This is a genomic window from Brucella sp. GW823-FHT04E01 (assembly GCF_058796175.1).
In genome coordinates, this window is record NZ_JBXAIK010000003.1 from 688,016 (window position 1) to 714,359 (window position 26,344).

Below are 26,344 nucleotides of genomic sequence, written 5' to 3' on the forward strand. Positions count from 1 at the left end.
TTATGAAGTTATTTCAATCCTGTTTCACAATCCGCTGATATTCCACTGGAGAGTATCAAATGGATGCAAGGTAGCCTCCGTCGATCGGGATCACCTGCCCCGTGACATAGGACGATGCGGCGCTTGCCAGAAACACCACGGCGCCCGCAACATCTTCCATTGCGCCGAAACGGCCCTGCGGAATCTTGCCCAGCATCGCCTTCTGCCAGTCGTCATTCTCGTAAAACACATCGGTCATGGCAGTGCGGAAATAGCCCGGCGCAATGCCGTTGACGCGGATGCCGGAAGGCGCCCATTCTGTCGCCAGAGCATGGGTCATGCCCATCAGGCCGGATTTGGAAGAACCGTAGGGAGCGGCGGTTGGTACACCGACATAGGAGGTCAGCGAGCACAGATTGATGATCGCTCCCCCCTTTCCGCTCTCCGTCATCTGGCGGGCAGCAGCCTGCGCACAGAAGAACGCGCCTTTGAGATTGGTCGCCACGATGCGGTCCCAGAGCGCCTCGTCCACATCGAGCGAGGGGCGGATTTCTTCATAGCCCGCATTGTTGACGAGAATATCGAGGCCGCCAAGAGCTTCTGCCGCTTGCGCGACGGCAGCACCACAGGCGGCAACATCGCGCACATCGAGCGAGAGGGTGGCCGAGGCGCGGCCATGGGCGGCGATACGGGATGCCGTTTCGGAGAGGTCGTCGGACTTGCGCGCTGTAATGGCGACATCAGCACCAGCCGAGGCTAGCGCTTCGGCAATGGCCTGTCCCAGTCCCCGGCTTGCACCGGTAACCAGCGCTTTACGCCCGCTTAGGTCGAAAAGCGATAAAACCTGCATCATGTTCCCCTGCGGACCTTTGGCAAAACAATATTGTTGCCCGAACTTCTAACTGTTCCGGGTCGAATGTTTAGCAATTTTTTGTGGTCTCCCCAGCATAGGAACATCTTTTTCATAACTTGTCTATACATATATATACAAAATTGGATTTTAGTCTTAGAACTTCTCTCCCAAAGGCGCGCGACAAGTGACGCGCTGCACCAGAGGAGAACGTGAATGGCGCAGGAAAATGCCCGGTTTGGCGGTCTGATTCGACCCGAAATCCGTGGTCTCAGCCCCTATAATGCCGGTCTCACCATTGCCGAGGTGGAGGCGCGCTATCATCCTCCGGCAATCGCAAAACTCGGCTCTAACGAGAACCCGCTTGGACCGTCACCCAAGGTGCAGGCGCTCTTTTCCGGTGCCCATGATCTGCTGCGGCTCTACCCCGACCCGTCTGGACGCGAACTGGCGCAGGAAGTTGCGATCGAGTTCGATTGGCCGCAGGACCGCATCATTCTCGGCAACGGATCGGAAGACCTGATCGGCGTAATCTGCCGCACCGTTTTGCGGCCGCGCGACCGGGTGGTCACACTTTACCCGTCCTTTCCGCTGCACGAGGATTATGCGACGACCATGGGGGCAAGTGTCGAACGGGTTGAAGTGACGCCGTCGCTTGAAGTCGACGTTGATGCGCTGGTGGCGGCAGTTGCGACCGCTCCACGTCTCGTGATGTTCGCAAATCCGCTCAATCCGGTCGGGAGTTGGCTGACACCGGAGGCTTTGCAGCGCGTTGTCAATGCGGTCTCGCCGGAGACGCTGCTGGTCGTGGACGAAGCTTATGCCGAATATGCAGCCGGTGACGATTATCCGTCTGCCGCCACACTTCTGCGCGACAGCGGCCTTCACTGGGTGGCGCTGCGTACCTTCTCCAAGGCTTATGGGTTGGCCGGTGCGCGGCTCGGGTTCGGGCTTGTCAGCGACCCGGACTTGCGCGGGTTTCTGGACCGCGCCCGCACGCCTTTCAACGCCAATGGCATTGCACAGGCTGCGGGGCTGGTTGCGCGCCGGGATAAAGACCATCTCGCAAAGGGTATCGCGCTTGCGCTTAGCGAGCGGGACCGGATGGCCGGTTTCCTGAGCGAGCGACAAATCCGTTTTGCGCCCTCCAAGGGGAATTTTCTGTTCATCGACGTGAAATCGGATTCTGTTGCGTTTGCCGAAAAACTGCTGGAAGACGGCGTCATCGTGAAGCCTTGGAAGCAGCAGGGCTACACGACTTTCATCCGCGTCAGTGTCGGTGCGCCGGAAGAAAATGATCTTTTCATGCGCTCTTTCGAGAAAGCCACAGGACTGGCTTGAGTTTGAAAGCAGGTTTCGGGAGGCTGTCTCCTGATCTCATGCTAGAAAGGTCTCATGAGAGACCTTTTCGACCAGATTGAACCGCATGAAATCCTGGCGCCGGGCGCTGTGCTTCTGCGTGGCTTTGCGCTTCCAAGTGAGGATGCTGTTCTGAAAGCCGTGGCCGATGTTTCTGCCGTGGCCCCCTTTCGTCATATGACCACGCCGGGCGGATATCGCATGTCGGTTGCGATGACGAATTGTGGAGAATTCGGCTGGGTCACGGACCGGACCGGCTATCGCTACAGTACCGACGATCCGGAAACCGGCCTTCTCTGGCCGACGATGCCGGATGCCTTCCGCGCGCTTGCCCAAACTGCTGCCCGTGAAGCTGGTTATCCTGATTTTGCGCCGGATGCCTGTCTCATCAATCGTTATGAACCGGGTGCGAAACTTTCATTGCATCAGGACAAGGACGAACAGGATTTCAACAATCCGATTGTTTCGGTGTCGCTCGGTCTGCCTGCGACTTTCCAGTTCGGCGGGTTGAAGCGAACCGACCCGATTGCGAAATATATCCTGCATCACGGTGACGTGGTTGTGTGGGGCGGACCTTCACGTCTCTTCTATCATGGCATACTCGCCCTGAAGCGCGGCGAGCATGAAAAACTGGGTCCGTTTCGCCACAATCTGACATTCAGAAAATCGCGCTGACAGTCGCCAAACGCGGTTTTCGGAACGGACAAGCGACAGAAATCGCCTTTTAATTGTGGCGAAGGACCGTTCATTGTGTGGTGGTTTTGTGGCAAGTGGAGTTTTAGTTAAACGCCCCGCCGTCGCTTTTACTCTCCGGACGCTCCTTCGCAACTTTATCGCGGTAGCCACTGGCTCGGTAGGCGGCAATCGGTTCGATGGCCCCGCCGGTGCGGCGACGTGCTTCCGCGAGGATCGGTTCGACATCGGTTCTATAGGCGCGTTTCAGGGTATCGGATGCCATCAGCGCATCGTTTTCCTGCTGATAGGTTTCCAGTGCCTCACGATCCACCAGAAGCGCCTGCGCATAGGCACGGCGGATTTCATTGGCGGATGAGATCAGGCTTTCCAGCGGATCGGTCACATTGTGCGACTGGTCGATCATATGGGCCGGATGAAAATCCTTCACACCGCGATAATCGGCATCCACCAACTCATTGAAAACAAGGAATAATCGATACGGATCGATAGAACCGGCGTCGAGATCGTCATCGCCATACTTGCTGTCGTTGAAATGGAAACCGCCGAGTTTCCCGAACTGAATCAGCCGCGCAACGATCATTTCGATATTGGTGTTGGGCGCATGGTGGCCAAGATCGACCAGACATTGCGCCTTTGGCCCTAGCGTCGAGGCGATGAGGTAATTGGTGCCCCAATCCTGCACCACCGTCGAATAGAAGGCCGGTTCATACATTTTATGCTCAGAGAACAGGCGCCAGTCGTCGGGTAGTGCGTGATAGATTTCACCCATGGAAGCCAGATAGCGCTCAAAGGCGCGAGTGAAATTCTGCTGGCCCGGAAAGTTGGAGCCATCGCTCAACCAGACGGTCAAGGCTTTGGAACCTATGGCTTTTCCGATTTCGATACATTCGATATTGTGCTCTACGGCTTGCGCCCGCACTGCCGGATCGACATGGGTAAGCGACCCGAATTTGTAGGAAAGCTTCTGGTCTGCGCCGTCGGCAAATGTATTGGAGTTCATGGCGTCGAAGCCGAGACCAAGCGCTTCGGCATGGGCTTTGAGCTTCTTCGGATCGGCCTTGTCCCATGGAATATGCAGGGAAACATTCGGTGTGGCACGGCAAAGCTCGTTGATGACGGCGCAATCGTCCAGCTTGTCGAAAATGCCGCGCGGCTCGCCGCCGCCCGGAAAACGCCCGAAGCGGGTGCCGCCTGTGCCTGTGCCCCAGGATGGCACGGCCACGTAATAGGCCGCTACCTTGTCTGTAATCGTGTCGATCTCGATGCCACGGCGCAAAAGCTGTTCGCCGAGCGCCTGATAATCGCTCTTCAATGATTTCTCAAAACCGGAATTATGCTCGGCGATGAAATCGGCCGCAATGCGTTGCTCGGACATGGTTCCTCCCAGAATGTCCAGATTATATGGTCAGCGCGGAAAGCTCTGCTGGTTTCCGGCGTCGACATTGATGATGTTGCCGGTCGATTTTGCCGAAGTATCGCTTGCAAGAAAGTAGATGGCTTCAGCAATGTCTTCGGGGAAGACATTCAGCTTCAGCATGGAGCGCTTGCGATAATGTTCCTCAAGCTCGGAAACATCAATCTTCGAGGATGCAGCGCGCTGTTCGCGCCATTCACCGTCCCATATCTTGGAGCCGCGCAGAACCGCATCCGGGTTGACCACATTGACGCGGATACCTGCATCCGCGCCTTCCAGTGCCAGACAACGCGCCAGATGGATTTCCGCAGCCTTTGCAGCGCAATAGGCCGAAGCATTGGGCGAGGCTGCAAGCCCGTTCTTCGAGGCGACAAACACCACATTGCCGCCGATTTTCTGGCGGCGGAACAGGCGGAATGCCTCCCGCGAAACGAGGAAATAGCCGGTCGCCAGAATGTCGATATTGCGATTCCACATGGAGAGTTCGGTGGTTTCCACCGGCGCGGATGATGCAATGCCGGCATTGGACACCAGAATGTCGATGCCGCCCAGCTCGACACTGGCTTCAACAAAGGCATTGGCTACGCCCTTTTCGTCGGTGACGTTTAGTTCGACGCTGCGCACCTGATCGGCACCAAAGCGCTTTACGAGATTTTCGTGAGCGGTTTTGAGCGATCCTGCATCAATATCCGCCAGAACCACGCAAGCACCCTCGCCTGCCAGCCGTTCCGCTGTGGCAAAGCCGATGCCGCCAGCGCCGCCGGTAATGAATGCAATGCGCCCCGCGAGGCTTTTCGGCTTCGGCATACGCTGCAGCTTGGCTTCCTCAAGCAGCCAATACTCGATATCGAAGGCTTCCTGTTCAGGCAGGCCCTGATATTCAGATACGCCGGATGCACCGCGCATCACATTGATCGCATTGACATAGAACTCTCCGGCAATGCGCGTCGTCGCCTTGTCGCGCGCGAAGGACAGCATGCCAACGCCGGGGATCAGGAAAATCACCGGATTGGGATCGCGCATTTTGGGCGAATTGTCGTGCTTGCACGTCTCGTAATAGCGCTTGTAATCGGCGCGATAGGCTTCAAGCGCATCCTCAAGCCCGGCAACGATGACGTCCACATCCGGCTTGGCCGGATCGAAATCGACGACAAGCGGGCGGATTTTGGTGCGCAGGAAATGATCCGGGCAGGACGTGCCAAGCGCTGCCAGCGGGCGCAGATCGTTTGAATTTACAAATTCCAGCACGGCATCCTGATCGTCGAAGTGACCAAGCTTGCGCTCGTCCTTACCGATAAGTCCGCGAATTTCCGGCATCAGCCGTGCTGCAATGGCGCGGCGCTCGGAAACTGGGAGGCTCTGTGCGACCGCACCGCCGAAAGCGGGCTTGCCTGCCGTCTTCTGATCCAGCCATTCAATGGCCTTGTTGATGATGGCAAGCGTGGTTTCATAACAGGCTTTAGCATCATCGGCCCAAGTGAAAAGTCCATGACTTTCAAGGATAACGCCCTTAGCGTTGGGATTTGACTTCACGAAGGCTTCAAGGTCGAGGCCAAGCTGGAAACCGGGACGACGCCATGGCAGCCAGCCGATCTCGCCGCCGAAAATCTCGGCAGTCAGTTCACGAGAATTCTTGGATGCAGCGATTGCTATGATCGCATCGGGATGCATGTGATCCACATGCTTGAAGGCGACAAATCCGTGCAATGGCGTATCGATGGAAGCGGCGCGCGGATTGAGGTTGAAGGTGCAGTGCGGCAGGAAACCGACCATGCGGTCCTCGTCCTCGACGCCCTTATAGATGCCCTTCAGCGCATCGAGCTTATCCTGATATAACGTGGCGAAACCATCAAGTTTGATGGTTCCGACATCGCCGCCCGAACCCTTGACCCAGAGAACCTGAACCTTTTCGCCGGTCAGTGGATCAATTTCCTCGACTTTCGCAGACGTGTTGCCGCCGCCGTAATTGGTGATGCGCTTGTCGGAACCGAGCAGATTGGAGCGATAAAGCAGCTTGCCCGGCTCATCCATCGTTGCTGCTCTGGCATCATCCCACCGGTTTTCGAGAAGCCTGCTCTGGGCCACCATGTCATCCTCCCAATTCTGTTATGGTGAATCGCAAGCCGCCTGTACGTCTGCATGTCCGTCCGCATGCATGTCCAATGTGCCAGCGATCATGTTGCGGCAGATATGACGTATCAAACGAATTGCTGTCAATCATAAACGATCATAATCAATCATTAATGTAACTATTGTGCCCCATTGTGATTGTTTGTGATTGACATGCGCGACATTTATGCCCGATACAAAGACAAGGAGGAGCTATGCACGAAAGAGAGCGCCACCGCATCATCCTGAGTGCTGTTCAGGAAAAGCCGGTGATTACCATTCAGGATCTGGTGGAATTGACGGAGGCGTCGGAAGCGACCCTTCGCCGGGATATTGCTTCGCTCCATATGCAGGGCCGTATCAAGCGCGTGCGTGGTGGCGCAGAGGCTATTCATCCGCCGCAGTTCGGAAATCTCGCAGGCCGTCCTTTCAAGGTTTCGGAGACCGAAAACACGGACCGCAAACGTGCAATCGCTCGCGAAGCCGTGGCGCTTTGCGAGGAAGGCGACAGCATCATCATCAATGGCGGATCCACGACTTTCCAGATGGTGCATTATCTTGCTCCGCGCCGCCTGCAGGTGCTGACCAATTCGTTTGCCATCGCCGAACATCTTCTGCGCCAGTCGAAAAGCACGGTGATCGTGCCCGGCGGTGCGATCTATCGCGACCAGAGCCTTATCCTGTCGCCTTTCGACAATGACGTTATTCGTAATTTCTACGGACGGCGCATGTTCATGGGCTGTCAGGGGATCAGTCCGCTCGGCGTCATGGAATCCGATGCGCTGATCATCCAGAGCGAGCAGAAACTGATGGGCCAGGCGGACGAACTTGTCCTGATGGTTGATTCAACGAAATTCACACGCCGCTCCAGCCTCATCCTTTGCCCTCTCGACCGGGTCAGCACATTGATCACCGATGACGGCATTTCGGACGACGCGCGGCGTATGGTGGAAAATGCGGGCATCCGGCTCATCGTGGCGCAGGTCTCCGCAAATGCCGGCAAGGGCGACCCACGGGAGGATTCCGCCGAGGTGGCCTGAGCCGGAAAAAGCGAAACATATGTCTTTATACTGGGAGGAATGAGACATGAAACTTTTCAAGAAACTGGCACTAGGAACTGCGCTGGCTGTTGCCTTCATGGCCACTCATGCGCAGGCCGCCGACATGAAGATCGGACTTGTCGCGAAGTCGCTCGGTAACGGCTTCTTCGAAGCTGCCAACAAGGGCGCGCAGGAAGCGGCCAAAGAGCTAGGCGGCGTCGAGGTCATCTATACTGGCCCGACCACCACGACGGCAGAGGGCCAGATCGAGGTCATCAATTCCCTGATCGCGCAGGGTGTGGACGCCATCGCCATTTCGGCCAACGATCCGGATGCTGTCGTCCCTGCCCTGAAGAAAGCTGCACAGCGCGGCATCAAGGTGATCTCGTGGGATTCGGGCGTCGCGCCTGAAGGCCGTATCGTCCACCTCAACCCGTCTTCCAACGAACTGATCGGCAAGATGTGCCTCAAGCTTGCAGCCGATCACCTGCCGGACGGCAAGGGCGATTTCGCGATCCTGTCTGCCACCACCACCTCGACCAACCAGAACATCTGGATTGGCGAGATGAAGAAGCAACTCAAGGACTTCCCCGGCCTCAATCTGGTGACCACCGTTTATGGTGACGACCTGGCCGACAAGAGCTACCGTGAAGCACAAGGCTTGCTGACTTCAAATCCAAATGTGAAGGTCATCGTGGCCCCCACCACCGTTGGCGTTCTCGCTGCCTCGCAGGCCGTGAAGGATGCGGGCAAGATCGGCGATGTCTATGTGACCGGGCTTGGCCTTCCGTCCGAAATGGCCGGCGCCATCAAGTCGGGCGCAACCAAGGAATTCGCCATCTGGAACCCGATCGACCTTGGCTATTCGGCCACGCAGATCGCCTATCACCTCGTAAAGGGTGATGCCGATGGCAAGCCGGGCTCGGAAATTGAAGCCGGACGCATGGGCAAGATCAAAATCGGCGAAAACGGCGAAGCCGCAATGAGCGATCCTTTCGTCTATGACGCGTCGAATATCGACGAGTTCTCCAAGGTCTTCTGATCGGAAAGCGCATCCCGAAAAGTGGAAACCGGTTTTCGGGATGCGCGTACAAAAAAGCGGCATTGGATATGCAAGCCCAATGCCGCCTATCGTTTTCCAAACCCGATTTCAGGTATCTGCGATGAATGCAGCCTTTCAATCCAGCGGCCCATCCGGCGGAGAGCGGACGCTTTCCACCACGGATCAGCCCATTCTGGAAATGCGCGGCATAGCCAAGACGTTTCCGGGCGTGCGTGCGCTCGATGACGTGAACATCGCGCTTTATCCCGGCAAGGTGACGGCGCTGATCGGAGAGAATGGCGCTGGCAAATCCACGCTTGTGAAAATCCTGACCGGCATCTATCAGCCCGACGAAGGCGAAATCTTCATCGGCGGCAAGCCGGTACATTTCGCAACCGCACAGGATGCGACCGATCACGGCGTAACGGCCATTCATCAGGAAACTGTGCTTTTCGATGAATTGTCGGTGGGCGAGAACATCTATCTCGGCCATGCGCCGCGCACGAAGTTCGGCTTCGTCAACTGGAAGGCCGTCTATGCCCGCTCGCAGGCACTGCTGTCCTCGCTCGAAACGACGGTCGATGCCCGTATCAAGCTGAAAGAACTTTCCATCGCCCAGCGCCATCTGGTTGCCATTGCCCGCGCCTTGTCCGTGGATTCGCGCATTGTTATCATGGACGAGCCGACCGCCGCCCTGTCGCGCAAGGAAGTGGACGACCTGTTTCGTATTGTGGCGCGGCTGAAGGCACAGGGCAAAGCCATCCTGTTCATCAGCCACAAATTCGATGAAGTATATGAAATCGCCGACAATTACGCGGTTTTCCGCGACGGGAACGCAGTTGGACACGGAGCGCTTGCCGATACACGGCAGAACGATATTGTGCGCATGATGGTCGGGCGGTCTGTCGAACAGGCTTTCCCCAAGCAGGATGTCGCCATCGGCAAGCCGGTGCTCAAGGTCGAAAACTATTCGCATCCAACCGAATTTCGCGACATTTCCTTTGAGCTGCGCAAGGGCGAGATCTTCGGCGTTTACGGCCTTGTCGGCGCCGGGCGCTCGGAATTCGCACAATCGCTGTTCGGCATCACCAAGCCATCGCGTGGCCGCGTGACGCTTGAAGATCGCGAGATCAGTATCCGCCGCCCCGGCGATGCGGTGCCGCATGGCATCGTCTATGTGCCGGAAGAACGCGGACGTCACGGGGCCGTGCTGCAACTGCCGATCTTCCAGAATGTATCGCTGCCGTCGCTTGCCCGCACCTCGCGCAATGGTTTTCTGCGCATGGCGGAAGAGCTGGCGCTGGCGCGAAAATATGCCGAGCGTTTCGACCTGCGCGCAGCAGCGCTTTCGGTCCCTGTCGGAACCCTTTCCGGAGGCAACCAGCAGAAGGTCGTCATCGGCAAGTGGCTCGCGACCAATCCGAAGGTCATCATTCTCGATGAGCCGACCAAAGGCATCGATATCGGTTCCAAGGCGGCGGTTCACGCCTTTATCAGCGAACTGGCGGCGGAAGGGCTCAGCATCATCATGATCTCGTCGGAACTGCCGGAAATCATCGGCATGTCGGACCGTGTGATGGTCATGCGCGAAGGACTGATGGAAGGCATCTTTGAGCGCGCCAGCCTCGACGCGGAAGTGCTGGTGCGCGCCGCCACCGGAAACACGGAGTAGACGATGAAACAGTTGCTCAAGCAGCGCGAACTCCTGCTTCTTGTCATCATCGCTATTCTGGTGGGGCTGTTCGCAAGCCGCGCTCCGGGTTTTGCCAGCGCGCATAATCTGGCAAATATTTTCAACGACACGTCCATCCTCATCATTGTCGCGCTTGGCCAGATGGCCGTGATCCTGACCAAGTCGATTGATCTGTCGGTCGCCGCCAACCTCGCCTTTACCGGCATGGCAGTGGCGATGCTGAATGCGACCTATCCGGGCCTGCCGCTCGTGTTTCTCATTGTGCTGGCAATTGGCATCGGCGCGGTTCTGGGCGCCATCAATGGCATTCTGGTCTGGAAGCTTAACATTCCGGCGATTGTCGTGACACTTGGCACGCTCACCATCTATCGCGGTATGGCCTTTGTGCTCTCCGGCGGCGCATGGGTGAATGCGCATCAGATGACGGCGCCGTTTCTCAACACGCCGCGCACGCCCTTTCTTGGCCTGCCGCTCCTCGGCTGGACAGCAATCCTGATCGTCGCGCTCGTCTATGTGCTGCTGACGCGGACATTCTTCGGTCGCGCCCTTTATGCCTCCGGCGGTAATCCGACCGCAGCCGTCTATACCGGGATCGACGTCGGCCGCACGCGCTTCTTCGCCTTCGTGCTGTCGGGTGCGCTCGCCGGGCTTTGCGGCTATCTCTGGGTGTCGCGCTATGCCGTCGCCTATGTGGATGTTGCAGCCGGTTTCGAACTCGACAGCGTTGCGGCCTGCGTCATTGGCGGTATCTCGACACTTGGCGGGATAGGCTCTGTTGCCGGTGCGGTTCTTGGCGCCCTGTTCCTCGGCGTCATCAAGAACGCCCTCCCCGTCATTGACATATCGCCCTTCTGGCAGATGGCGATTTCCGGCTCCGTTATCATCTTGGCCGTGATCTTCAATGCACGACAGGAAAAGCGGCGCGGACGCATCATCCTGCGCGACAAGGCTGCAAAAACTTACGAGGAGGTTGCGGCATGAATAATGAACAGCGCCGTCATATCCCCGACCGGCTCGGAACGCCATTCTCCCGCATCTTCGCAAGCTGGGAAATGCTTTTGCTTGGCGTGGCGATTGCGATCTTCATCGCGAATTCCTTTGCCTCGCCCTACTTCCTCAATGCCTGGAACCTGTCGGACGCCACGTTCAATTTCACCGAAAAGGCATTGATCGCCTTTGCGATGACGCTTCTCATTATTTCCGGCGAAATCGATCTTTCAGTCGCCGCAATCATTGCGCTCGCCTCGACGGCGATGGGGGCAGCGGCGCAGGCAGGTGTCGGCACACCCGGCCTCGTGATGATCGGCATCGGCACCGGTCTTGTCTGTGGCGCGATCAATGGCGGACTGGTGGCCGGGCTGAAACTGCCATCCATCGTCGTGACCATCGGCACGATGAGCCTTTTCCGCGGTATTTCCTATATTGTCCTGGGCGATCAGGCCTTTGGCGGCTACCCGGCAAGCTTTGCCTATTTCGGACAGGGCTATGTGTTCTGGGTGATCTCTTTCGAATTCGCACTGTTCGTTCTGTTTGCCGTGCTGTTTGGCATACTGCTGCATGCCACCAGCTTCGGTCGCCGCGTCTATGCCATCGGCAATAATGAATTCGCAGCCCGCTTCTCCGGCATTCCGGTCGAGAAAACCAAATTCGTGCTCTTCTTATTGACCGGCGTGATGAGCGGTATCGCCGCCGTCTGCCTGACCTCGCGCCTTGGCTCGACACGCCCATCCATTGCACAAGGCTGGGAACTGGAAATCGTCACCATGGTCGTGCTGGGCGGCGTGTCGATCCTCGGCGGTTCGGGCACAATTGTCGGCGTGGTGATTGCCGCTTTCGTGATGGGTCTCGTGACCTTTGGGCTTGGGCTTCTCAATGTACCGGGCATCGTCATGTCGATCTTCATCGGCCTCCTGCTGATCGTCACCATTTCACTGCCGATCCTCATCCGGCAGTTCAAAACGAGGCGTGCAGCATGACTGGCGAACGCTATGCATTTCGCATGAAGCTCAATCCTGGCATGGAAGCGGAATACCGCCGCCGGCATGACGAGATATGGCCGGAACTGGTGGACCTTCTGCACGAGGCAGGCGTGTCGGATTACGCGATCTATCTCGATGAAGAGACCAATATCCTGTTCGGCGTACTGATACGTAAGCCCAATCACGGCATGGCCGCCCTGCCTGATCATCCGGTGATGAAAAAGTGGTGGGCGCATATGGCGGATATCATGGCAACGAATGCCGATAATTCGCCGGTTTCCGTGGACCTCAAGCCAGTGTTTCACATGCCATGAAGCGCATTGCCATTCTGGATATAGGCAAAACAAACGCTAAAGTCGTTGTGCTTGATGCGGCAAGCGGCGAAGAAATCGTCGCAAACCGCATCTCCAATACGGTGCTGTGCGATGGCCCCTATCCACATTATGACATCGAGGCTCTGTGGCGCTTTTTCCTGAAAAGCCTTGCCGCTTTTGTCAAAGAGCCGGGCTTCGACGCCATTTCCATCACCACGCATGGCGCGGCGGCGGTTCTCGTCGCAGATGATGGCACGCTGGCCATGCCTGTTCTCGACTATGAACTCGACTATCCGGCTGAAATCCGCGCGGCCTATGCGGCCATAAAGCCGGACTTCAAAGATACATTCTCGCCACCGCTGTCGCTCGGCCTTAATCTCGGTGCGCAGCTTCATTATCTGAAGACGGTATTTCCCGCCGATTTTGCGCGGGCGCATTTCATATTCACCTATCCACAATATTGGGCTTGGCGCTTGACCGGTGTCGCCGCTACGGAAGTGACATCGCTCGGCTGTCATACGGATCTGTGGTTGCCGAAGGAAACCGCCTTCTCACCACTTGTCGACCGGCTGGACATTCGCGCAAAATTCCCGCCGCTTCGGTCTGCCTTCGATACGCTTGACGAGGTTCTGCCCGAGATTGCAACAGAGGTCGGTTTTTGCAAAGCCGTGCCGGTTCATTGCGGCATTCACGATTCCAATGCATCGCTACTCGCGCATCTGATGGAGCGGGAGGGCCCGTTCTCGGTCGTCTCGACCGGGACGTGGGTAGTCAGTTTCGCCGTTGGCGGTAATTTAGATGGGCTTGACCCGGAACGCGACACGCTTGCCAATGTCGATGCCTATGGCCGTGCTGTTCCATCCGCCCGTTACATGGGCGGGCGCGAATTCGATATCATGACGGAAGGACTGACCGTCCCCCCGGTCATCGACCAGCCCGATATTGCAGCAAAGGTTCTGGCGCAGCACATCATGGCGCTGCCGTCAGCCGTGCCCGGTTGCGGTCCCTATCCGAGGTCCAATCTTCGCTGGATCAATGCTGACATGGCCAGCGAGGCAGAGCGCTATGTAGCCGCCTGCATCTATGCGGCGCTGATGACGGAAACCTGTCTCCACCTGCTGGGTGCCGATGGACCGGTTATCGTCGAAGGGCCGTTTGCCGGAAACCCGGTCTATCTTGAAGCGCTGGCGAATTTTACGGGACGAGACGTCGAAGCTGTATCAGGATCGACCGGCACGTCGCTTGGTGCCGGATTGCTCGCAGGTGCAACGGTTCCGGAGAAACACGGCAGGATTTTCAGACCGGGCGATGAAGTCTACGCTGCTTACCGAAAGCAATGGATTAGGAATACGGCATAAATTACTGAAACAATATATAATATGCCCGGAAATAAAATGATCTCCGGGCTGCTTTTCCTAACATGTCTTTATCCCAAAAACGGTTCCCACTTTTGGGAGACATGTTCTAGTTTAACGCTTTCTGCCGTGTCTCCACATCGATGAAAAAGGCGATAATACCGGCCAGCGCCAGAAGTCCCGCAAACAGTGCCACGGCGACATAGAAGCTCTGGCTGATGACGAGTGCCAGCGCGGACGGCGCAAGCAAGCCGCCAAGGCGAGCCATCGCGCCCGCCGCTCCCATTCCGCTTGCGCGCAATCCCGTCGGATAAAGCTCCGGTGTGAAGGCATAGAGCGCGCCCCATGTGCCAAGCAGGGCAAAGCTCATGATGAGAATGGATGCACCGACAACCGCTGAACTGTTGGCCACTGTAAAGAGAGCACAGGCCGCAGCGCTGATGAACAGAAAGGTGATCAGCGTCTTCTTGCGTCCCCACGCTTCCACGCCATAGGCGGCGAGTGCGTAGCCCGGCAATTGAGCCAGTGCAACCACGACAAGGAAGCCGTAGCCGCGGACGAAGCCAAAACCATCACCGGCAAGCTTGGCCGGTATCCAGGTGAAAATACCGTAATAGGACACCGAAACGAGAAACCAGATTGCCAGCGTCGTCAGCGTGCGCTGGCGCAGATTTGGCGACAGAAGCTTTTCGCCTGTCACCATAAGGGGCGCTTCTAGCCGGGCCTTCGGCGGCAACTCCGGTTTGCCATTACGGCGAAGCACGCGGTTCATGACCGATTTGGCTTCTTCCGGACGTCCCGATTTCAGAAGATGCATTGGGGATTCCGGCACCCAGAGGCGCAGCCAGATGCCGATGAGCGCCGGTGCAGCAGTGACGATGAAGATATAGCGCCATCCATCTTCTACGCCTGCAAGGCTGGTGGCCCATGCCGCAAGGGCAATGATAACGGTGCCGACCGCCCAGAAACCTTCGAGCATGACGAGCCAACGGCCGCGATTTTTGGCGGGAAGGAATTCGGCCATCATCGCATAGTCGACCGGCAATGTTCCGCCGACTGCCACGCCCGTCATGAAGCGCAGGAAGAGCAAAATACCGAAACTCGGCGCAAATGCCGAAAGCAGTCCGAAAACGGCATCGCAGGCGACAGTGATCAGAAGCACGCGACGGCGACCGTATTTATCCGCCAGTCTTCCGAACACAGCTGCACCGATCAGCATGCCGAGAAAGAACAGCGTGCCGGTCTGCAATGCCTGTGGGACGGTCAGGCCAAAAGTCTTTGCAATGGCAGCACCAGTAAAGCCGACCGCCAGCACCTGCATGGCGTCGGCGGCCCAGACAAGGCCAAACACACCCAGAAGACCGCGCTGAAATGCGCCCGTACCCGCCTGATCGAGCGTCTGTTCGATGGTAACTTTCATGCCGCGACGTGTCCCCTGCTACCGGCTGAAGATATGCTGCCTTTTACAGCGCCGACGATGGGCTGCTGTCAATCGCCCTTTTCAGATATTGCCCGATCTTTTGCCTGCAAATATTCCCAGAAGCTCTCGGCATGGGCCGGAAGTGCCGCATCGTGACGATAGATACGGACCTCGACCGTGAAATCCCAATAGGGATCAGTTGAGGCTGGCACTAGCTCGCCGCGTTGCAGTTCGTCATAGATGAGGCTTTCGGGCAGCCAGGCCATCCCCCAGCCTGCAAGCGCCATGGCCTTCAGACCGATCGACATGGTGTTTTCGTGAACCACCTGACGCTTGAACGCGGTACCGGATGCAAATTTCTGCGACAGGGCAGCGCCAAAGAAGGAAAAGTCACCATAGCTCAGATATGGCAATGGCGCTCCGCTGGCAACGGCATGATCGAGGATCGGGCCTGTCGGAGACGGGCGCGAGACCGGCATCAGCCGTTCCGTGCCGAGTACGATGTACGGAAACTGTGTGCGGTCGATCAGGATCGGCACGGAATTGTGCGCATAGGTCAGGAAGAAATGAACCTCTCCTTCCGTCAGCGTCGCGATATTGTCCTCGAAACCACCCCGATCCGGACTGAGCAGAGAGCGTATGCTGCCAACATCGTCATCGATCTGCTTCAGCCAGTGCGGAAAGAATGTGACTGTCAGCGTGTGCAAGGCTGAAAATGTGAGGACGGGGTTTTGGACCTCGCGGCTCGGCTGCAGTGCCTTGCGTGTGTTGTAGAACTGGCGAACGGTATCCTGCGCGACCGGCAGAAAAGTTCGTCCCTCACGAGTAAGCTCTGCAGGAAAAGTCGCGCGATTGACGAGAGTAACGCCAAGCCAGAGTTCAAGCTGCTTGATGCGACGGGAAAACGCGGATTGCGTCACATGCCGGGTATCCGCCGCGCGCGAGAAACTGGACGTTGCCGCCAGCGCGATGAAGTCTTCCAGCCATTTCAGTTCCATTGGGTCGGGGCCTTTCCAGCAAAGGGCAATAAGGCAGTATGGCAATAGGGCAGTATGTTTGGTTCGGCTCGAACGAGACCTTTTTCCTGCTGCCTTACCCCTTATGCAATTTCTGCATAGTGATTGCAAAACATAGCATTGGCAGCTCCCAAGCTTTTTCCATACCGTCCGGCAAAACTGTTAAACGCGCATCTGTTCCGAAAACCGCTTCACGTTTTTCGGGGTGCGCACAATCAATCACATAGATGTCCGAGGACGTGTTTTGGCCAGGGTAATTTATTTGAACGGCGCTTTCGTTGCTGAGAACGAGGCGAAAGTGTCGGTGTTCGATCGCGGCTTTCTGTTTGGTGACGGTATTTACGAAGTCAGTGCTGTCATCGATGGCCGCCTTGTTGACAACGAACTTCACCTCGCCCGTCTGGAGCGCTCCGTCAGGGAACTCGGAATTCCGTTGCCTGCTTCGCTGGACGCCATTCGCGCCGCACAGATCGAGCTGATGAAGCGCAATGAACTGCATGAAGGCGTCGTCTATATGCAGGTGACGCGCGGCGAAGCCGAACGCGATTTCGTCTATACCGACGACATCAAGCCGAATTTCGTCATGTTCACGCAGGCCAAGAACCTCGCCAGTTCGCCGTCGGTCCAGAATGGCGTAAGGGTGGATGTTGCACCGGATACGCGCTGGGCGCGCCGCGACATCAAGACCGTCATGCTTCTGGCGCAGGTGCTGGCAAAGAAACAGGCCAAGAGCAAGGGCTACCATGAAGTCTGGCTGGTTGAAGACGGCTTCGTTACCGAAGGCGGTTCATCGACGGCATTCATCATCACCAATGACAATGTGCTGGTAACGCGGCCGAATTCGCACGCTATCCTCCCTGGCTGCACGCGTCGCGCCGTGATCAAGATCGCGGAAGAACAGCACCTTCGCATTGAAGAGCGCCTGTTCACGGTCGATGAGGCGAAGGCCGCCAAGGAAGCATTTCTCACGAGCGCATCAAGCTTCGTGACGCCAATCATCGGCATTCAGGATCATACGATTTCCGACGGCAAGCCGGGGCCGATCACCCGCCGTTTGCAGGAGATCTACATGGATATGGCTCGCACGGGATCTGAGCCGGTACTTCAGCCGTAACTAACGAACGGGTTTTGCCTGCAAGGTTGCGAACAAGACCTGTTTTCTGCAAAACGATAGAATCCTAGAGGAAGGCCCGCTGCTGTGGGCTTTCCTCATGCGCATTATCGAGGCCAGCACACGGAAATAACCATGACAGGCAAGGCACGCGACTACGGCATCATCTGCGGCATCATGCAGCCGGGCGAAAACAACGCCATCACCGATGTGCCGGGCGTGCGCGTGGGGCACCACACCTTGCGCAACGGCGATATCAATACCGGCGTGACAGCAATCATCCCGCATGACGGCAACATATATCGCCGCAAGGTGCTGGCCGCTTGCGATGTCATCAATGGTTTTGGCAAAAGCACTGGTCTCGTGCAGGTTGAGGAACTGGGCACGCTGGAAACGCCGATCCTGCTCACCAATACATTTGGCGTCGGAACCTGCGCCAATGCATTGATCCGAGAGGCGATTGCAGGCAATCCCGATATCGGGCGCACCACGGCGACCGTCAATCCGGTCGTTCTGGAATGCAATGACGGTCCGCTCAACGACATTCAGGCCATGGCCGTCACGGAAGCGGATGCGCAGGAAGCCTTGCAGATTGCGGGAACGGACGTTGGTGAAGGCAATGTCGGTGCAGGAACCGGCATGAGCTGTTTCGGTTTCAAGGGTGGCATCGGCACATCCTCGCGCCGGTTCGAACTTGACGGCAAGGTGCATCACCTCGGTGTTCTGGCGCTGACCAATTTTGGCCGCGCCGGTGATCTGGTTCTTCCGGACGGGCGCAGGCCTTCGCCGAAGGCCGAAGCACAGCCGGAAAAAGGTTCAGTCATTCTGGTGCTGGCGACAGATGTTCCGATGGAACACCGCCAGTTGAAGCGCGTGACCCGCCGCTGTGGCGCGGGACTGGCACGCCTCGGTGCATTCTGGGGCCACGGAAGCGGTGATATCGCCATCGGCTTTTCAACGGCTGTGACATTCGACCATGATGAAACGCGTGATATGGTTGAAATCGCGGTGCTCAACGAAAACCGTATCGATACGCTGTTTCGCGCGGCAGTTGAATGCACGGAAGAAGCCGTCCTCAACTCCATGTGCATGGCTGAACCTATGCGCGGACGCGCCGCAAACCGTCGCTCGCTGGCCGACTGGCTGGAAAGCAACAAAGATTAGGCCCGACAACCTCTGACGGGGTCTACATCAAATCCTGATATTTTCTGTGTATTGCCACATTTGGCTTCGATCATTCCCTAATGGTCGAAGTCGAAGGATGGCAATATGCTGCAAAACCGCGACTCGGCGCGACCCATGGCACGCTCCCACGAGTTTGGGCTGCTTAGGCACAACCGTTGCCGGTATAAGGGCGCTTCGTTTTCGGGGCAGTCATATGCCGAATCGATGACAGCGCTGAAATTTCAGGACCAATTTTTTGACGACATCGTTTGTTCGCCTGACTGTACTGGGAAGTATCCTGCCATTGCTGGCGGCATGCGTCACCGTTGGTCCTGACTATCAGAAGCCAAATGTGCTGACGCCTGCTGGTTGGAACAGCAAGGCTGACAAGCGTGCCCCTCAATTGGGTGATTGGTGGAAAAACCTGAAAGACCCGGTTCTGGATCAGCTGATAGCGGACGGAATTGCCGGTAGCCCGGATGTTGCTACTGCAAAGGCGAAGGTGCGGCAGACCCGCGCCAATTACACCTCGGCCGGTGGCGCGCTTTATCCGCAGTTGGATGGAAGCGGAAGCTTCACGCGATCTGACAGTGGAACTACTCTTGCCTCCAATCAGTCGAGCATGGGTTTTAAAACCCAATGGGAACTCGATCTTTTCGGCGGCAACAGGCGCGGTGTGGAAGCAGCCTACTACAATGTCGAATCCGCAAATGAGCAATTGCGGGCAGCGCTCGTTACGCTGATCGGCGACATCGCAACCAACTATGCAAACTTGCGCGGTGCGCAGGCCAATATTGCCATTGCGCAGCGCAATGCGGCGTCCCAGCGGCAGACCGTAGCACTGACACGCAGCCAGCTGGAAGCCGGACAAATCTCGCAGGTCGATCTTTTGAGCGCCGAGACACAGGCAGCTTCGACTGAAGCCCAGATACCGGGTCTGCGGATCAGCTACGCCCAATATCTCAATCAGTTATCTGTGTTGACGGGCCGGTCTTCTTCGGCACTGGCGAGCGTTCTGGACAAATCACGTCCGATACCCGCGATCCCACGCAAAATTTCAGCCGGCCTGCCTGCCGATTTGCTGCTCAGCCGCCCGGATGTCCGCGCAGCGGAACGCGATTATGCAAGTTCAACTGCCAGCATCGGCCAGAAGCAGGCCCTGCTCTATCCAAGCATTTCGCTCACCGGTAACATCAACACCGGCGGCGCCAATTTCGGTGACCTTGGAAAACTGTCGACAATCAGCTGGGCTTTCGGTCCAAGTTTGAGCGTACCGATCTTCCATGGCGGCCAGCTGAGTGCGGATGTCGACGCGGCGAAAGCGGCACGCGACCAGTCGTTTATCGCCTATCGGAAGTCCATCCTGACGGCGCTCAGCGAAGTCGAGAATGCCAGCGTATCGCTCAACCAGAACCGTTTGCGCACCGCGCAGCTACAGAAAATCGTTGGCAACAGCCGCAAGATCAACGAGCTGACGCTGGAACAATATAGAGCTGGCACGAAGAGCTTCGTTGATGTGCTGACGGCGCAGCGCGACCTTCTGAGCGCAGAAACCAACCTTAGTCAGGCCCGGACCGATCTGGTCCTGAATTATGTCGCCCTGCAGAAAGCACTGGGTGGTGGCTGGAACGGCATCATTGATGTTGCGAAACCTGAAGTCGTTGACGGCTATACAGGTCCGCGTATCGTCAAGACCCCGCCGCTTCCTCCGCTGACAACCGATAAGAGACCACTATGAAACCCAAGTCGAAACGCCGTTTTCGCTGGCGCCTGTGGCTGGCCATCCTCATCGCATTGCTGATCGTGGGCTATTTTGTCGTCCGCTCCCTCACGAAAGAAGAACCTCTGCCCGCCACGACTGAAATCAAGCGCGGTGAGATCGAAAGTTCGGTTCTTGCAACGGGTACTTTGCGGCCTAAAAACCTGGTTGCCATCGGTGCGCAGGCGACAGGCCGCATTCTCTCGCTCAAAGTCAAACCGGGCCAGCAGATAAAGGCCGGCGAAGTCGTTGCCCTGATTGACTCGACCAATCAGCAGAACGAGCTGAACAAGGCCCAGGCATCGCTTCGCCAGAACGAAGCCACCCGTGCACAGAACCTTGCCGATCTGGAGCTGGCCAGGCAGGATCTGGCGCGAAACCAGATGATGATCGGCAAGAATGCCGTTGCACGTGCGGATTACGACAAGGCGGTCAGCACCGTAAAGTCGAAGGAAGCACAGGTCGCCAACAGCGAAGCGGCGATTGCGGCGGCGAAAGTCGACGTCCAGATCGCCGAAACCAATCTCGCTTATACTCGCATCACAGCGCCCATTGACGGCACGATCCTTGCGACGGTGGTTCAGGAAGGCCAGACCGTTAACGCGCAGCAAAGCGCGCCGACGATCGCTATTCTCGGACAGCTCGACACGATGACCGTCGAGGCGGACATTTCGGAAGCGGATGTTACTCAGGTTCGCGAAGGAATGCCGCTTTATTTCACCATATCGGGACAAAACCTGAAGCGTTATGACGCGACGCTGGAAAAGATTGAACCGGCTCCGGATTCTATCGTCAGTGACAAAAGCTTCACGACAACGGCTGTGAGCGCATCGAGCTCGGCGACTGCCTCGGCCATTTACTACAAGGGTATTTTCAGCGTTCCCAATCCGGATGGGCTGCTCAGAACCTACATGACGACCGAAGTTCATATTCTGCTTGCGAAGGCAAAAGACGCCTTGATTGCGCCTGTGACCGCTCTCAAGGACACGAGTGAACCGGGCAAGGCCACGGTTCGCGTGGTGACAAGCGCCAACAAGATCGAAGAACGCACGGTCGAAACTGGCATTACCGACAAGGTCAACACCGAAATCCGTTCGGGTCTGAACGAGGGGGATAAGGTCGTGACCGATAATCAGGTTACTGCTCCTGCCCCGGACAGTTTCTGACATGAGCGATACGCCGCTTCTCTCGCTCAAGGGCGTTTCCCGACAATATCCGTCGGGTGACGACTTCACGACGGTTCTGAACCATGTGAACCTGACCATCGAGCGCGGAGAGATGGTGGCGATCATTGGCGCGTCGGGTTCGGGCAAATCCACGCTGATGAATATTCTCGGCTGTCTGGATCGTCCGTCGGAAGGCGAATATCTGATTTCCGGTCGCGCTACGTCGGAGCTTGAAGCTGATGAGCTGGCACAATTGCGGCGTGAGCATTTCGGTTTCATTTTTCAGCGCTATCATCTGCTTGGTGAACTGGACGCCGTAGGCAATGTCGAGATCCCGGCCATCTACGCAGGTCAGAAAAAGGCGGAACGGCGCGAAAAGGCTGAAATGATCCTTCAGCGGCTTGGTATGGGTGAACGCACCCATCACCGGCCCAGCCAGCTTTCCGGGGGCCAGCAGCAGCGCGTTTCCATCGCTCGCGCCCTTATCAACGATGCTGATGTTATTCTGGCGGACGAGCCCACGGGTGCGCTCGACAGCCATAGTGGCGAGGAAGTCCTTGGTATCCTTCAGGAACTGAACCGCGAAGGACGCACCATCGTCATCGTCACGCATGACCGGCAGGTTGCAGCGCGGGCGCAGCGCATCATAGAAATTCGCGATGGCGAAATCATCTCCGACACACGTAACGGTGAGACCGAGCGGCGAGTGATGTCTGTGCCGGTTGAGCAGCAGCAGGCCAAGCCAAGACTGCTCGCCGGGCTTCGCGACCGCTTCAACGAGGCATTCGCGATGGCGCTCCGGTCGATGAATGCGCATCGGCTGCGCACGTTTCTGACGATGCTCGGCATCATTATCGGCACGGCATCTGTCGTCTGCGTCGTGGCCCTGGGACAAGGGTCACAGCGGCAGATTCTAGAGCGGATCAGCGATCTTGGCACCAATACGCTTTACATCAGTCCCGGCAGGGGATTTGGCGACCTGAAAGCCGCGCAGATCACGACGCTCAATCTGGACGATGCCAAGGAGATCGCGAAACTGCCCTATGTGGTGGCTGCGACGCCATCCGGTTCGACAAGCTCAACGATCCGTGTCGGCGACAAGGAAGTCAGCGTTTCGGTGAACGGTGTGGGTGCGGAATATTTCGTCACACGCAACAGTAAGTTGCTCGAAGGCCGGTTTTTCGATCAGCGCAATGTCGATGATCTGGAACAGGTGGCCGTGGTTGATGAAACAGCCAAGACGACACTCTTTCCCCATGAAGTAGGCTCTGTCATCGGCAAGATCATCCTTTTGAACAAAGTGCCAGTGCGCATCGTCGGTGTCGTCAAGGCCGAGGAACGCGGACCGGGTGGCGCGCAAACGCTTGAAGTCTACCTGCCCTACACGACTGTGCAGACACGCATGACCGGCTCACGTTCATTGCAGATGATCCTCGTTCGCGTCGCCGACACAATGGACCCGTCGGAAGCCGAAAAACTGATTACGGCTTTCCTGACCAAACGGCATGGCGAGAAGGACTTCTCAGTCTTCAATACCGACAGCCTGCAAAAGACCATTCAGGCCACCACAGCGACGCTTGCCCTTCTCGTGTCCAGCATTGCAGGCATATCGCTTTTTGTCGGCGGCATCGGTGTCATGAACATCATGCTTGTCGCCGTATCGGAAAGAATCAACGAGATCGGTGTCCGCATGGCCATTGGCGCACGCCAGAGCGATATCTTGCAGCAGTTCCTGATCGAGGCGATTCTCGTCTGTCTGATTGGCGGCGTGCTTGGTGTTCTCATCGCTGCCGGATTCGGCCTGCTGTTTGCGCAGTTCAGTTCGATGTTCCAGCTCATCTATTCTCCCGCCTCCATCGTGGTTGCGCTTGTCTGCTCGAGCCTGATCGGCATCGGATTCGGCTTTATTCCGGCTCGCAACGCCTCCAAACTCGATCCGGTCGTCGCCCTCGCACGGGACTGATCGGTGAGTCTCTGACTTGACGGCTCTCTGCCGCCGGATGCCGTTCACGGCTGCAGAATTAACAGGCAGCGGAAACTACCCTTGATTGTTGCATTGCGCATAAATCAATATAAGAAATATCTTTATTAGATTGATATTGTTGATTTTATATATGCAACCGAAGGTAATATAGCCTTTGGGAGGCTATGCATGAGGATATATGTCCCGCAAGAAATTTCTGTCTTTTGGGTCGTTTCGGAAGGGGGTTGTTAACCTTCATTTTTTATTACTTGGGCTCATTCAGGCGACAGTATCTATGGTTCAGGTATCATGCGTAATTTGAGAGAAAATTTCCCCCAGTCTACAGGAAATCGTGCAGAGAACGCTCAGGACCCGAAGCAGCCTAGCGGTCAGGCGGGCAGTCAAAATCCCGCCAGTGACGATGCCTGGAAAATCCATTTTTCGCTCGGTGCGAATGTTCGTTTTACCCGCACGCCAGAAGTTGAGCTTTTGCGTCGTCGCGGCGAGGAACTCCCGAGCATCAATGAGCGCACTCAAACTGAATCTGCGCCAGAGATCAGTGTCGAGAAGGTTGCCGAAGCCCAGCCTATGGCTGTCGCAAAATTGCAGAAGACCGTATCGCAGAGCATGGTTCGCTCGCCAATAGCACCGGTGCCGCCTGCAATGCCTTTGGTTCCTGTGACAGTTGTTGCAGCTCCTGCAGAGCCCGCTCTGGAAGTAGCCCCAGTTGCGGTTGAACCGGTCGCGGCTGACATTGTAAATCCGGCCCAGCCATCGGCCTTCACCTATCTTTCAGACTTCGCTTTCTGGGAAGGTTGCGACATCGATACGGCACTTGTGCCTGCGGAGCCTCTGGTTTCTGCTGTTCCAGCAGAACCGCGCAAGCCTTTGCCGACCGTTGAATCCATTCTGGCACAGTTCCGTATTCGCGAATGGAACAAGCAACCGGAGCCAGCTGCAGTCGCCCCGATTCAGCCAGTCGTAGAGACACCGGCTGCCCTTGCGCCAGTTGAAACAGTTGCACCGAAACCTGTTGCCACTGTTCGGATCGAAACGCCCGCGCCGCAGCCGATTGTGGCTACGCCTGAGATCGCACCCGAAGTTGTTGGCGAAGCCACCGAGGACGAAGTCGTGCTCACCGTTGCGGAAGCGGAAGAACATGTCGTCGAGGAAGTAGTGGTTCCAGAGCCGGTCGTCGAAAAGCCCGCCCCGGTCAAGGCAGCGCCTTCGATTGCATTGTACCAGCCGCAGCCCCTCCCCCGTGCCGAAGCGCCTGTCATTCACGGCAGCTATGAATTTCCGCCGCGAGACCTCTTGCAGATGCCGCCCGAACAGGACGGAAATGTCATCACGCAGGAAATGCTGGAACGCAGCGCGGGATTGCTTGAAAGCGTGCTGGAGGATTTCGGCGTGCGCGGCGAGATCATTCATGTTCGCCCTGGTCCGGTCGTTACGCTCTACGAGTTTGAACCGGCGCCTGGCGTCAAGTCCTCGCGCGTCATCGGCCTTGCCGATGATATCGCCCGCTCCATGTCGGCGCTTTCCGCCCGCGTGGCTGTGGTTCCCGGCCGCAATGTCATCGGCATCGAACTGCCGAATGCCAATCGCGAAACCGTTTACCTGCGTGAAATGATCGATAGCCGTACCTTTGAGGCATCGAACTACCGTCTGCCGCTTTGCCTCGGCAAGGGTATTGGTGGCGAGCCGATCATCGCTGAACTGGCCAAGATGCCTCACCTTCTGGTGGCAGGCACCACCGGCTCAGGTAAGTCGGTCGCCATCAACACGATGATCCTGTCGCTGCTCTACCGTTTCAAGCCGGAAGAATGCCGCCTGATCATGGTCGATCCGAAGATGCTGGAACTGTCCATCTATGACGGTATTCCACATCTGCTGACCCCGGTTGTTACCGATCCGAAAAAGGCCGTCGTCGCTTTGAAATGGGCCGTGCGCGAGATGGAAGAACGCTATCGCAAGATGGCCCGCCTTGGCGTGCGTAACATCGAAGGCTTTAATGCCCGCGCCGCCTCGGCCAAGGGCAAGGGCGAAACCGTGATGTGCACGGTGCAATCCGGCTTCGACAAGGAAACGGGTGAAGCGACCTATATTCAGGAAGAGCTCGACCTGACGCCCATGCCGTACATCGTGGTCATCATCGACGAGATGGCCGACCTGATGATGGTTGCTGGCAAGGATATTGAAGGTGCTGTCCAGCGTCTTGCCCAGATGGCCCGCGCCGCCGGTATCCACCTCATCATGGCAACGCAACGCCCTTCGGTCGATGTCATTACCGGCACGATCAAGGCAAACTTCCCGACCCGCATCTCGTTCCAGGTCACCTCGAAGATCGACAGCCGCACGATCCTCGGTGAAATGGGTGCCGAGCAGCTTCTCGGTCAGGGCGACATGCTTCATATGGCAGGCGGCGGACGCATCGTCCGTGTCCATGGCCCGTTCGTTTCCGATGAAGAAGTCGAAAAAGTGGTCAACCACCTGAAGGAACAGGGACGTCCGGATTATCTGGCGACCGTCACGGAAGACGAGGAAGACGAAGACGCAACGCAGGAAGCAGCAGTTTTCGATGCAACCTCGATGGGTTCGGAAGATGGTGACGACGTATATGAACAGGCCATCAAGGTCGTGATGCGCGACAAGAAGTGCTCCACATCCTATATCCAGCGCCGCCTCGGTATCGGTTATAACCGTGCTGCCTCGCTCGTGGAGCGTATGGAGAAGGACGGTCTGGTCGGCCCTGCCAATCATGTCGGCAAGCGCGAGATCCTGACGGGCAACCGCGACTGATCACTGCTAAATCCAAGTTAAAAAAAGCCGGATCGCACATGCGATTCGGCTTTTTGCTGTGCCTTGCCAATGGGTTGGAAACTGTTGCGCCAATGCGCTTGTCAAGATGTAAA

19 protein-coding genes and 2 pseudogenes are annotated in these 26,344 nt (G+C 57.0%); 16 read left to right on the forward strand and 5 right to left on the reverse strand.

Translation table 11 applies throughout. The features are described 5' to 3' along the window. Window positions 1-55: 55 nt before the first annotated feature. Entirely contained in the window at window positions 56-829 is a 774-nt protein-coding gene (locus tag AC1RHM_RS13645) for an SDR family NAD(P)-dependent oxidoreductase (RefSeq protein ID WP_010658774.1), read from the reverse strand. 216 nt (window positions 830-1,045) lie between these two features. Between AC1RHM_RS13645 and AC1RHM_RS13650 the strand changes: the two genes are divergently transcribed. Next, window positions 1,046-2,170: a histidinol-phosphate transaminase gene (locus AC1RHM_RS13650; protein WP_010658773.1), complete on the forward strand. Its 1,125-nt coding sequence runs from the start codon at window positions 1,046-1,048 to the stop codon at window positions 2,168-2,170. Window positions 2,171-2,224: 54 nt separating this feature from the next. Then, the gene (alkB, locus tag AC1RHM_RS13655; protein WP_010658772.1) at window positions 2,225-2,863 is read left to right on the forward strand and encodes a DNA oxidative demethylase AlkB; all 639 of its coding nucleotides are present in this window, start codon (window positions 2,225-2,227) and stop codon (window positions 2,861-2,863) included. A gap of 103 nt (window positions 2,864-2,966) precedes the next feature. Here the strand turns inward: alkB and rhaI are convergent, their stop codons facing one another. Both rhaI and AC1RHM_RS13665 read right to left on the reverse strand, forming a co-directional pair. Next, complete coding sequence (gene rhaI / locus AC1RHM_RS13660) at window positions 2,967-4,259, reverse strand: L-rhamnose catabolism isomerase (RefSeq protein WP_010658771.1); 1,293 nt, start codon at window positions 4,257-4,259, stop codon at window positions 2,967-2,969. A 30-nt stretch (window positions 4,260-4,289) separates the two neighbouring features. Then, window positions 4,290-6,386, reverse strand: coding sequence for a bifunctional rhamnulose-1-phosphate aldolase/short-chain dehydrogenase (locus tag AC1RHM_RS13665; RefSeq protein ID WP_010658770.1), 2,097 nt, complete (start codon window positions 6,384-6,386; stop codon window positions 4,290-4,292). A 236-nt stretch (window positions 6,387-6,622) separates the two neighbouring features. On the opposite strand from AC1RHM_RS13665, the gene AC1RHM_RS13670 reads away from it, so the two are divergent. The 7 genes from AC1RHM_RS13670 to AC1RHM_RS13700 all read left to right on the forward strand — a co-directional run bounded on the left by AC1RHM_RS13670 (window position 6,623) and on the right by AC1RHM_RS13700 (window position 13,833). Beyond that, on the forward strand, window positions 6,623-7,447 hold the full coding sequence (locus AC1RHM_RS13670) for a DeoR/GlpR family DNA-binding transcription regulator (RefSeq protein WP_010658769.1): 825 nt from the start codon (window positions 6,623-6,625) through the stop codon (window positions 7,445-7,447). A 46-nt stretch (window positions 7,448-7,493) separates the two neighbouring features. Continuing rightward, the gene (gene rhaS / locus AC1RHM_RS13675) at window positions 7,494-8,489 is read left to right on the forward strand and encodes a rhamnose ABC transporter substrate-binding protein (protein ID WP_010658768.1); all 996 of its coding nucleotides are present in this window, start codon (window positions 7,494-7,496) and stop codon (window positions 8,487-8,489) included. A 121-nt stretch (window positions 8,490-8,610) separates the two neighbouring features. Further along, on the forward strand, window positions 8,611-10,161 hold the full coding sequence (locus tag AC1RHM_RS13680) for a sugar ABC transporter ATP-binding protein (protein ID WP_010658767.1): 1,551 nt from the start codon (window positions 8,611-8,613) through the stop codon (window positions 10,159-10,161). A 3-nt stretch (window positions 10,162-10,164) separates the two neighbouring features. Further along, entirely contained in the window at window positions 10,165-11,163 is a 999-nt protein-coding gene (locus AC1RHM_RS13685; RefSeq protein WP_010658766.1) for an ABC transporter permease, read from the forward strand. Next, the gene (locus AC1RHM_RS13690) at window positions 11,160-12,158 is read left to right on the forward strand and encodes an ABC transporter permease (protein WP_010658765.1); all 999 of its coding nucleotides are present in this window, start codon (window positions 11,160-11,162) and stop codon (window positions 12,156-12,158) included. Before AC1RHM_RS13685 ends, AC1RHM_RS13690 begins: the two co-directional genes overlap by 4 nt. Beyond that, the gene (gene rhaM / locus AC1RHM_RS13695; RefSeq protein ID WP_010658764.1) at window positions 12,155-12,475 is read left to right on the forward strand and encodes an L-rhamnose mutarotase; all 321 of its coding nucleotides are present in this window, start codon (window positions 12,155-12,157) and stop codon (window positions 12,473-12,475) included. The genes AC1RHM_RS13690 and rhaM overlap by 4 nt, the downstream gene beginning before the upstream one ends. After that, window positions 12,472-13,833 carry an FGGY-family carbohydrate kinase gene (locus AC1RHM_RS13700; protein WP_010658763.1) on the forward strand — a complete coding sequence of 454 codons (1,362 nt, stop codon included), beginning with the start codon at window positions 12,472-12,474 and terminating at the stop codon, window positions 13,831-13,833. The genes rhaM and AC1RHM_RS13700 overlap by 4 nt, the downstream gene beginning before the upstream one ends. Before the next feature lie 106 nt (window positions 13,834-13,939). Here AC1RHM_RS13700 and AC1RHM_RS13705 read toward each other — a convergent pair whose 3' ends face one another. Both AC1RHM_RS13705 and AC1RHM_RS13710 read right to left on the reverse strand, forming a co-directional pair. Continuing rightward, entirely contained in the window at window positions 13,940-15,250 is a 1,311-nt protein-coding gene (locus AC1RHM_RS13705; RefSeq protein WP_010658762.1) for an MFS transporter, read from the reverse strand. Window positions 15,251-15,318: 68 nt separating this feature from the next. Further along, window positions 15,319-16,248, reverse strand: a complete 930-nt coding sequence (locus AC1RHM_RS13710) for a LysR family transcriptional regulator (RefSeq protein WP_010658761.1) — start codon at window positions 16,246-16,248, stop codon at window positions 15,319-15,321. A 280-nt stretch (window positions 16,249-16,528) separates the two neighbouring features. On the opposite strand from AC1RHM_RS13710, the gene AC1RHM_RS13715 reads away from it, so the two are divergent. The 7 genes and pseudogenes from AC1RHM_RS13715 to AC1RHM_RS13745 form a co-directional block, all read left to right on the forward strand. After that, a complete protein-coding gene (locus AC1RHM_RS13715) occupies window positions 16,529-17,380 on the forward strand; it encodes a D-amino-acid transaminase (RefSeq protein WP_010658760.1) in 852 nt (283 codons plus the stop codon). A 132-nt stretch (window positions 17,381-17,512) separates the two neighbouring features. Further along, window positions 17,513-18,541 carry a DmpA family aminopeptidase gene (locus tag AC1RHM_RS13720; RefSeq protein ID WP_151576592.1) on the forward strand — a complete coding sequence of 343 codons (1,029 nt, stop codon included), beginning with the start codon at window positions 17,513-17,515 and terminating at the stop codon, window positions 18,539-18,541. 256 nt (window positions 18,542-18,797) lie between these two features. Then, window positions 18,798-20,279 (forward strand): efflux transporter outer membrane subunit, encoded by a 1,482-nt coding sequence (locus tag AC1RHM_RS13725; RefSeq protein ID WP_122241941.1) that lies wholly within the window; start codon window positions 18,798-18,800, stop codon window positions 20,277-20,279. Beyond that, window positions 20,276-21,466: an efflux RND transporter periplasmic adaptor subunit gene (locus tag AC1RHM_RS13730; protein ID WP_010658757.1), complete on the forward strand. Its 1,191-nt coding sequence runs from the start codon at window positions 20,276-20,278 to the stop codon at window positions 21,464-21,466. Before AC1RHM_RS13725 ends, AC1RHM_RS13730 begins: the two co-directional genes overlap by 4 nt. Before the next feature lies 1 nt (window position 21,467). Further along, window positions 21,468-23,429 carry a MacB family efflux pump subunit gene (locus AC1RHM_RS13735; RefSeq protein WP_010658756.1) on the forward strand — a complete coding sequence of 654 codons (1,962 nt, stop codon included), beginning with the start codon at window positions 21,468-21,470 and terminating at the stop codon, window positions 23,427-23,429. Between the two features lie 309 nt (window positions 23,430-23,738). Then, window positions 23,739-24,099 (forward strand): annotated as a pseudogene (locus tag AC1RHM_RS13740) (DNA translocase FtsK); the annotation flags it as partial. A gap of 107 nt (window positions 24,100-24,206) precedes the next feature. After that, window positions 24,207-26,231: pseudogene (locus tag AC1RHM_RS13745) on the forward strand (DNA translocase FtsK); the annotation flags it as partial. Window positions 26,232-26,344 lie beyond the last annotated feature (113 nt).

Coding starts and splice junctions, on each gene's coding strand:
- AC1RHM_RS13645 (WP_010658774.1), bottom strand. CDS start 829: ATGCAGGTTTTATCGCTTTTCGACCTAAGCGGGCGTAAAGCGCTGGTT.
- AC1RHM_RS13650 (WP_010658773.1), top strand. CDS start 1,046: ATGGCGCAGGAAAATGCCCGGTTTGGCGGTCTGATTCGACCCGAAATC.
- alkB (WP_010658772.1), top strand. CDS start 2,225: ATGAGAGACCTTTTCGACCAGATTGAACCGCATGAAATCCTGGCGCCG.
- rhaI (WP_010658771.1), bottom strand. CDS start 4,259: ATGTCCGAGCAACGCATTGCGGCCGATTTCATCGCCGAGCATAATTCC.
- AC1RHM_RS13665 (WP_010658770.1), bottom strand. CDS start 6,386: ATGGTGGCCCAGAGCAGGCTTCTCGAAAACCGGTGGGATGATGCCAGA.
- AC1RHM_RS13670 (WP_010658769.1), top strand. CDS start 6,623: ATGCACGAAAGAGAGCGCCACCGCATCATCCTGAGTGCTGTTCAGGAA.
- rhaS (WP_010658768.1), top strand. CDS start 7,494: ATGAAACTTTTCAAGAAACTGGCACTAGGAACTGCGCTGGCTGTTGCC.
- AC1RHM_RS13680 (WP_010658767.1), top strand. CDS start 8,611: ATGAATGCAGCCTTTCAATCCAGCGGCCCATCCGGCGGAGAGCGGACG.
- AC1RHM_RS13685 (WP_010658766.1), top strand. CDS start 10,165: ATGAAACAGTTGCTCAAGCAGCGCGAACTCCTGCTTCTTGTCATCATC.
- AC1RHM_RS13690 (WP_010658765.1), top strand. CDS start 11,160: ATGAATAATGAACAGCGCCGTCATATCCCCGACCGGCTCGGAACGCCA.
- rhaM (WP_010658764.1), top strand. CDS start 12,155: ATGACTGGCGAACGCTATGCATTTCGCATGAAGCTCAATCCTGGCATG.
- AC1RHM_RS13700 (WP_010658763.1), top strand. CDS start 12,472: ATGAAGCGCATTGCCATTCTGGATATAGGCAAAACAAACGCTAAAGTC.
- AC1RHM_RS13705 (WP_010658762.1), bottom strand. CDS start 15,250: ATGAAAGTTACCATCGAACAGACGCTCGATCAGGCGGGTACGGGCGCA.
- AC1RHM_RS13710 (WP_010658761.1), bottom strand. CDS start 16,248: ATGGAACTGAAATGGCTGGAAGACTTCATCGCGCTGGCGGCAACGTCC.
- AC1RHM_RS13720 (WP_151576592.1), top strand. CDS start 17,513: ATGACAGGCAAGGCACGCGACTACGGCATCATCTGCGGCATCATGCAG.
- AC1RHM_RS13730 (WP_010658757.1), top strand. CDS start 20,276: ATGAAACCCAAGTCGAAACGCCGTTTTCGCTGGCGCCTGTGGCTGGCC.
- AC1RHM_RS13735 (WP_010658756.1), top strand. CDS start 21,468: ATGAGCGATACGCCGCTTCTCTCGCTCAAGGGCGTTTCCCGACAATAT.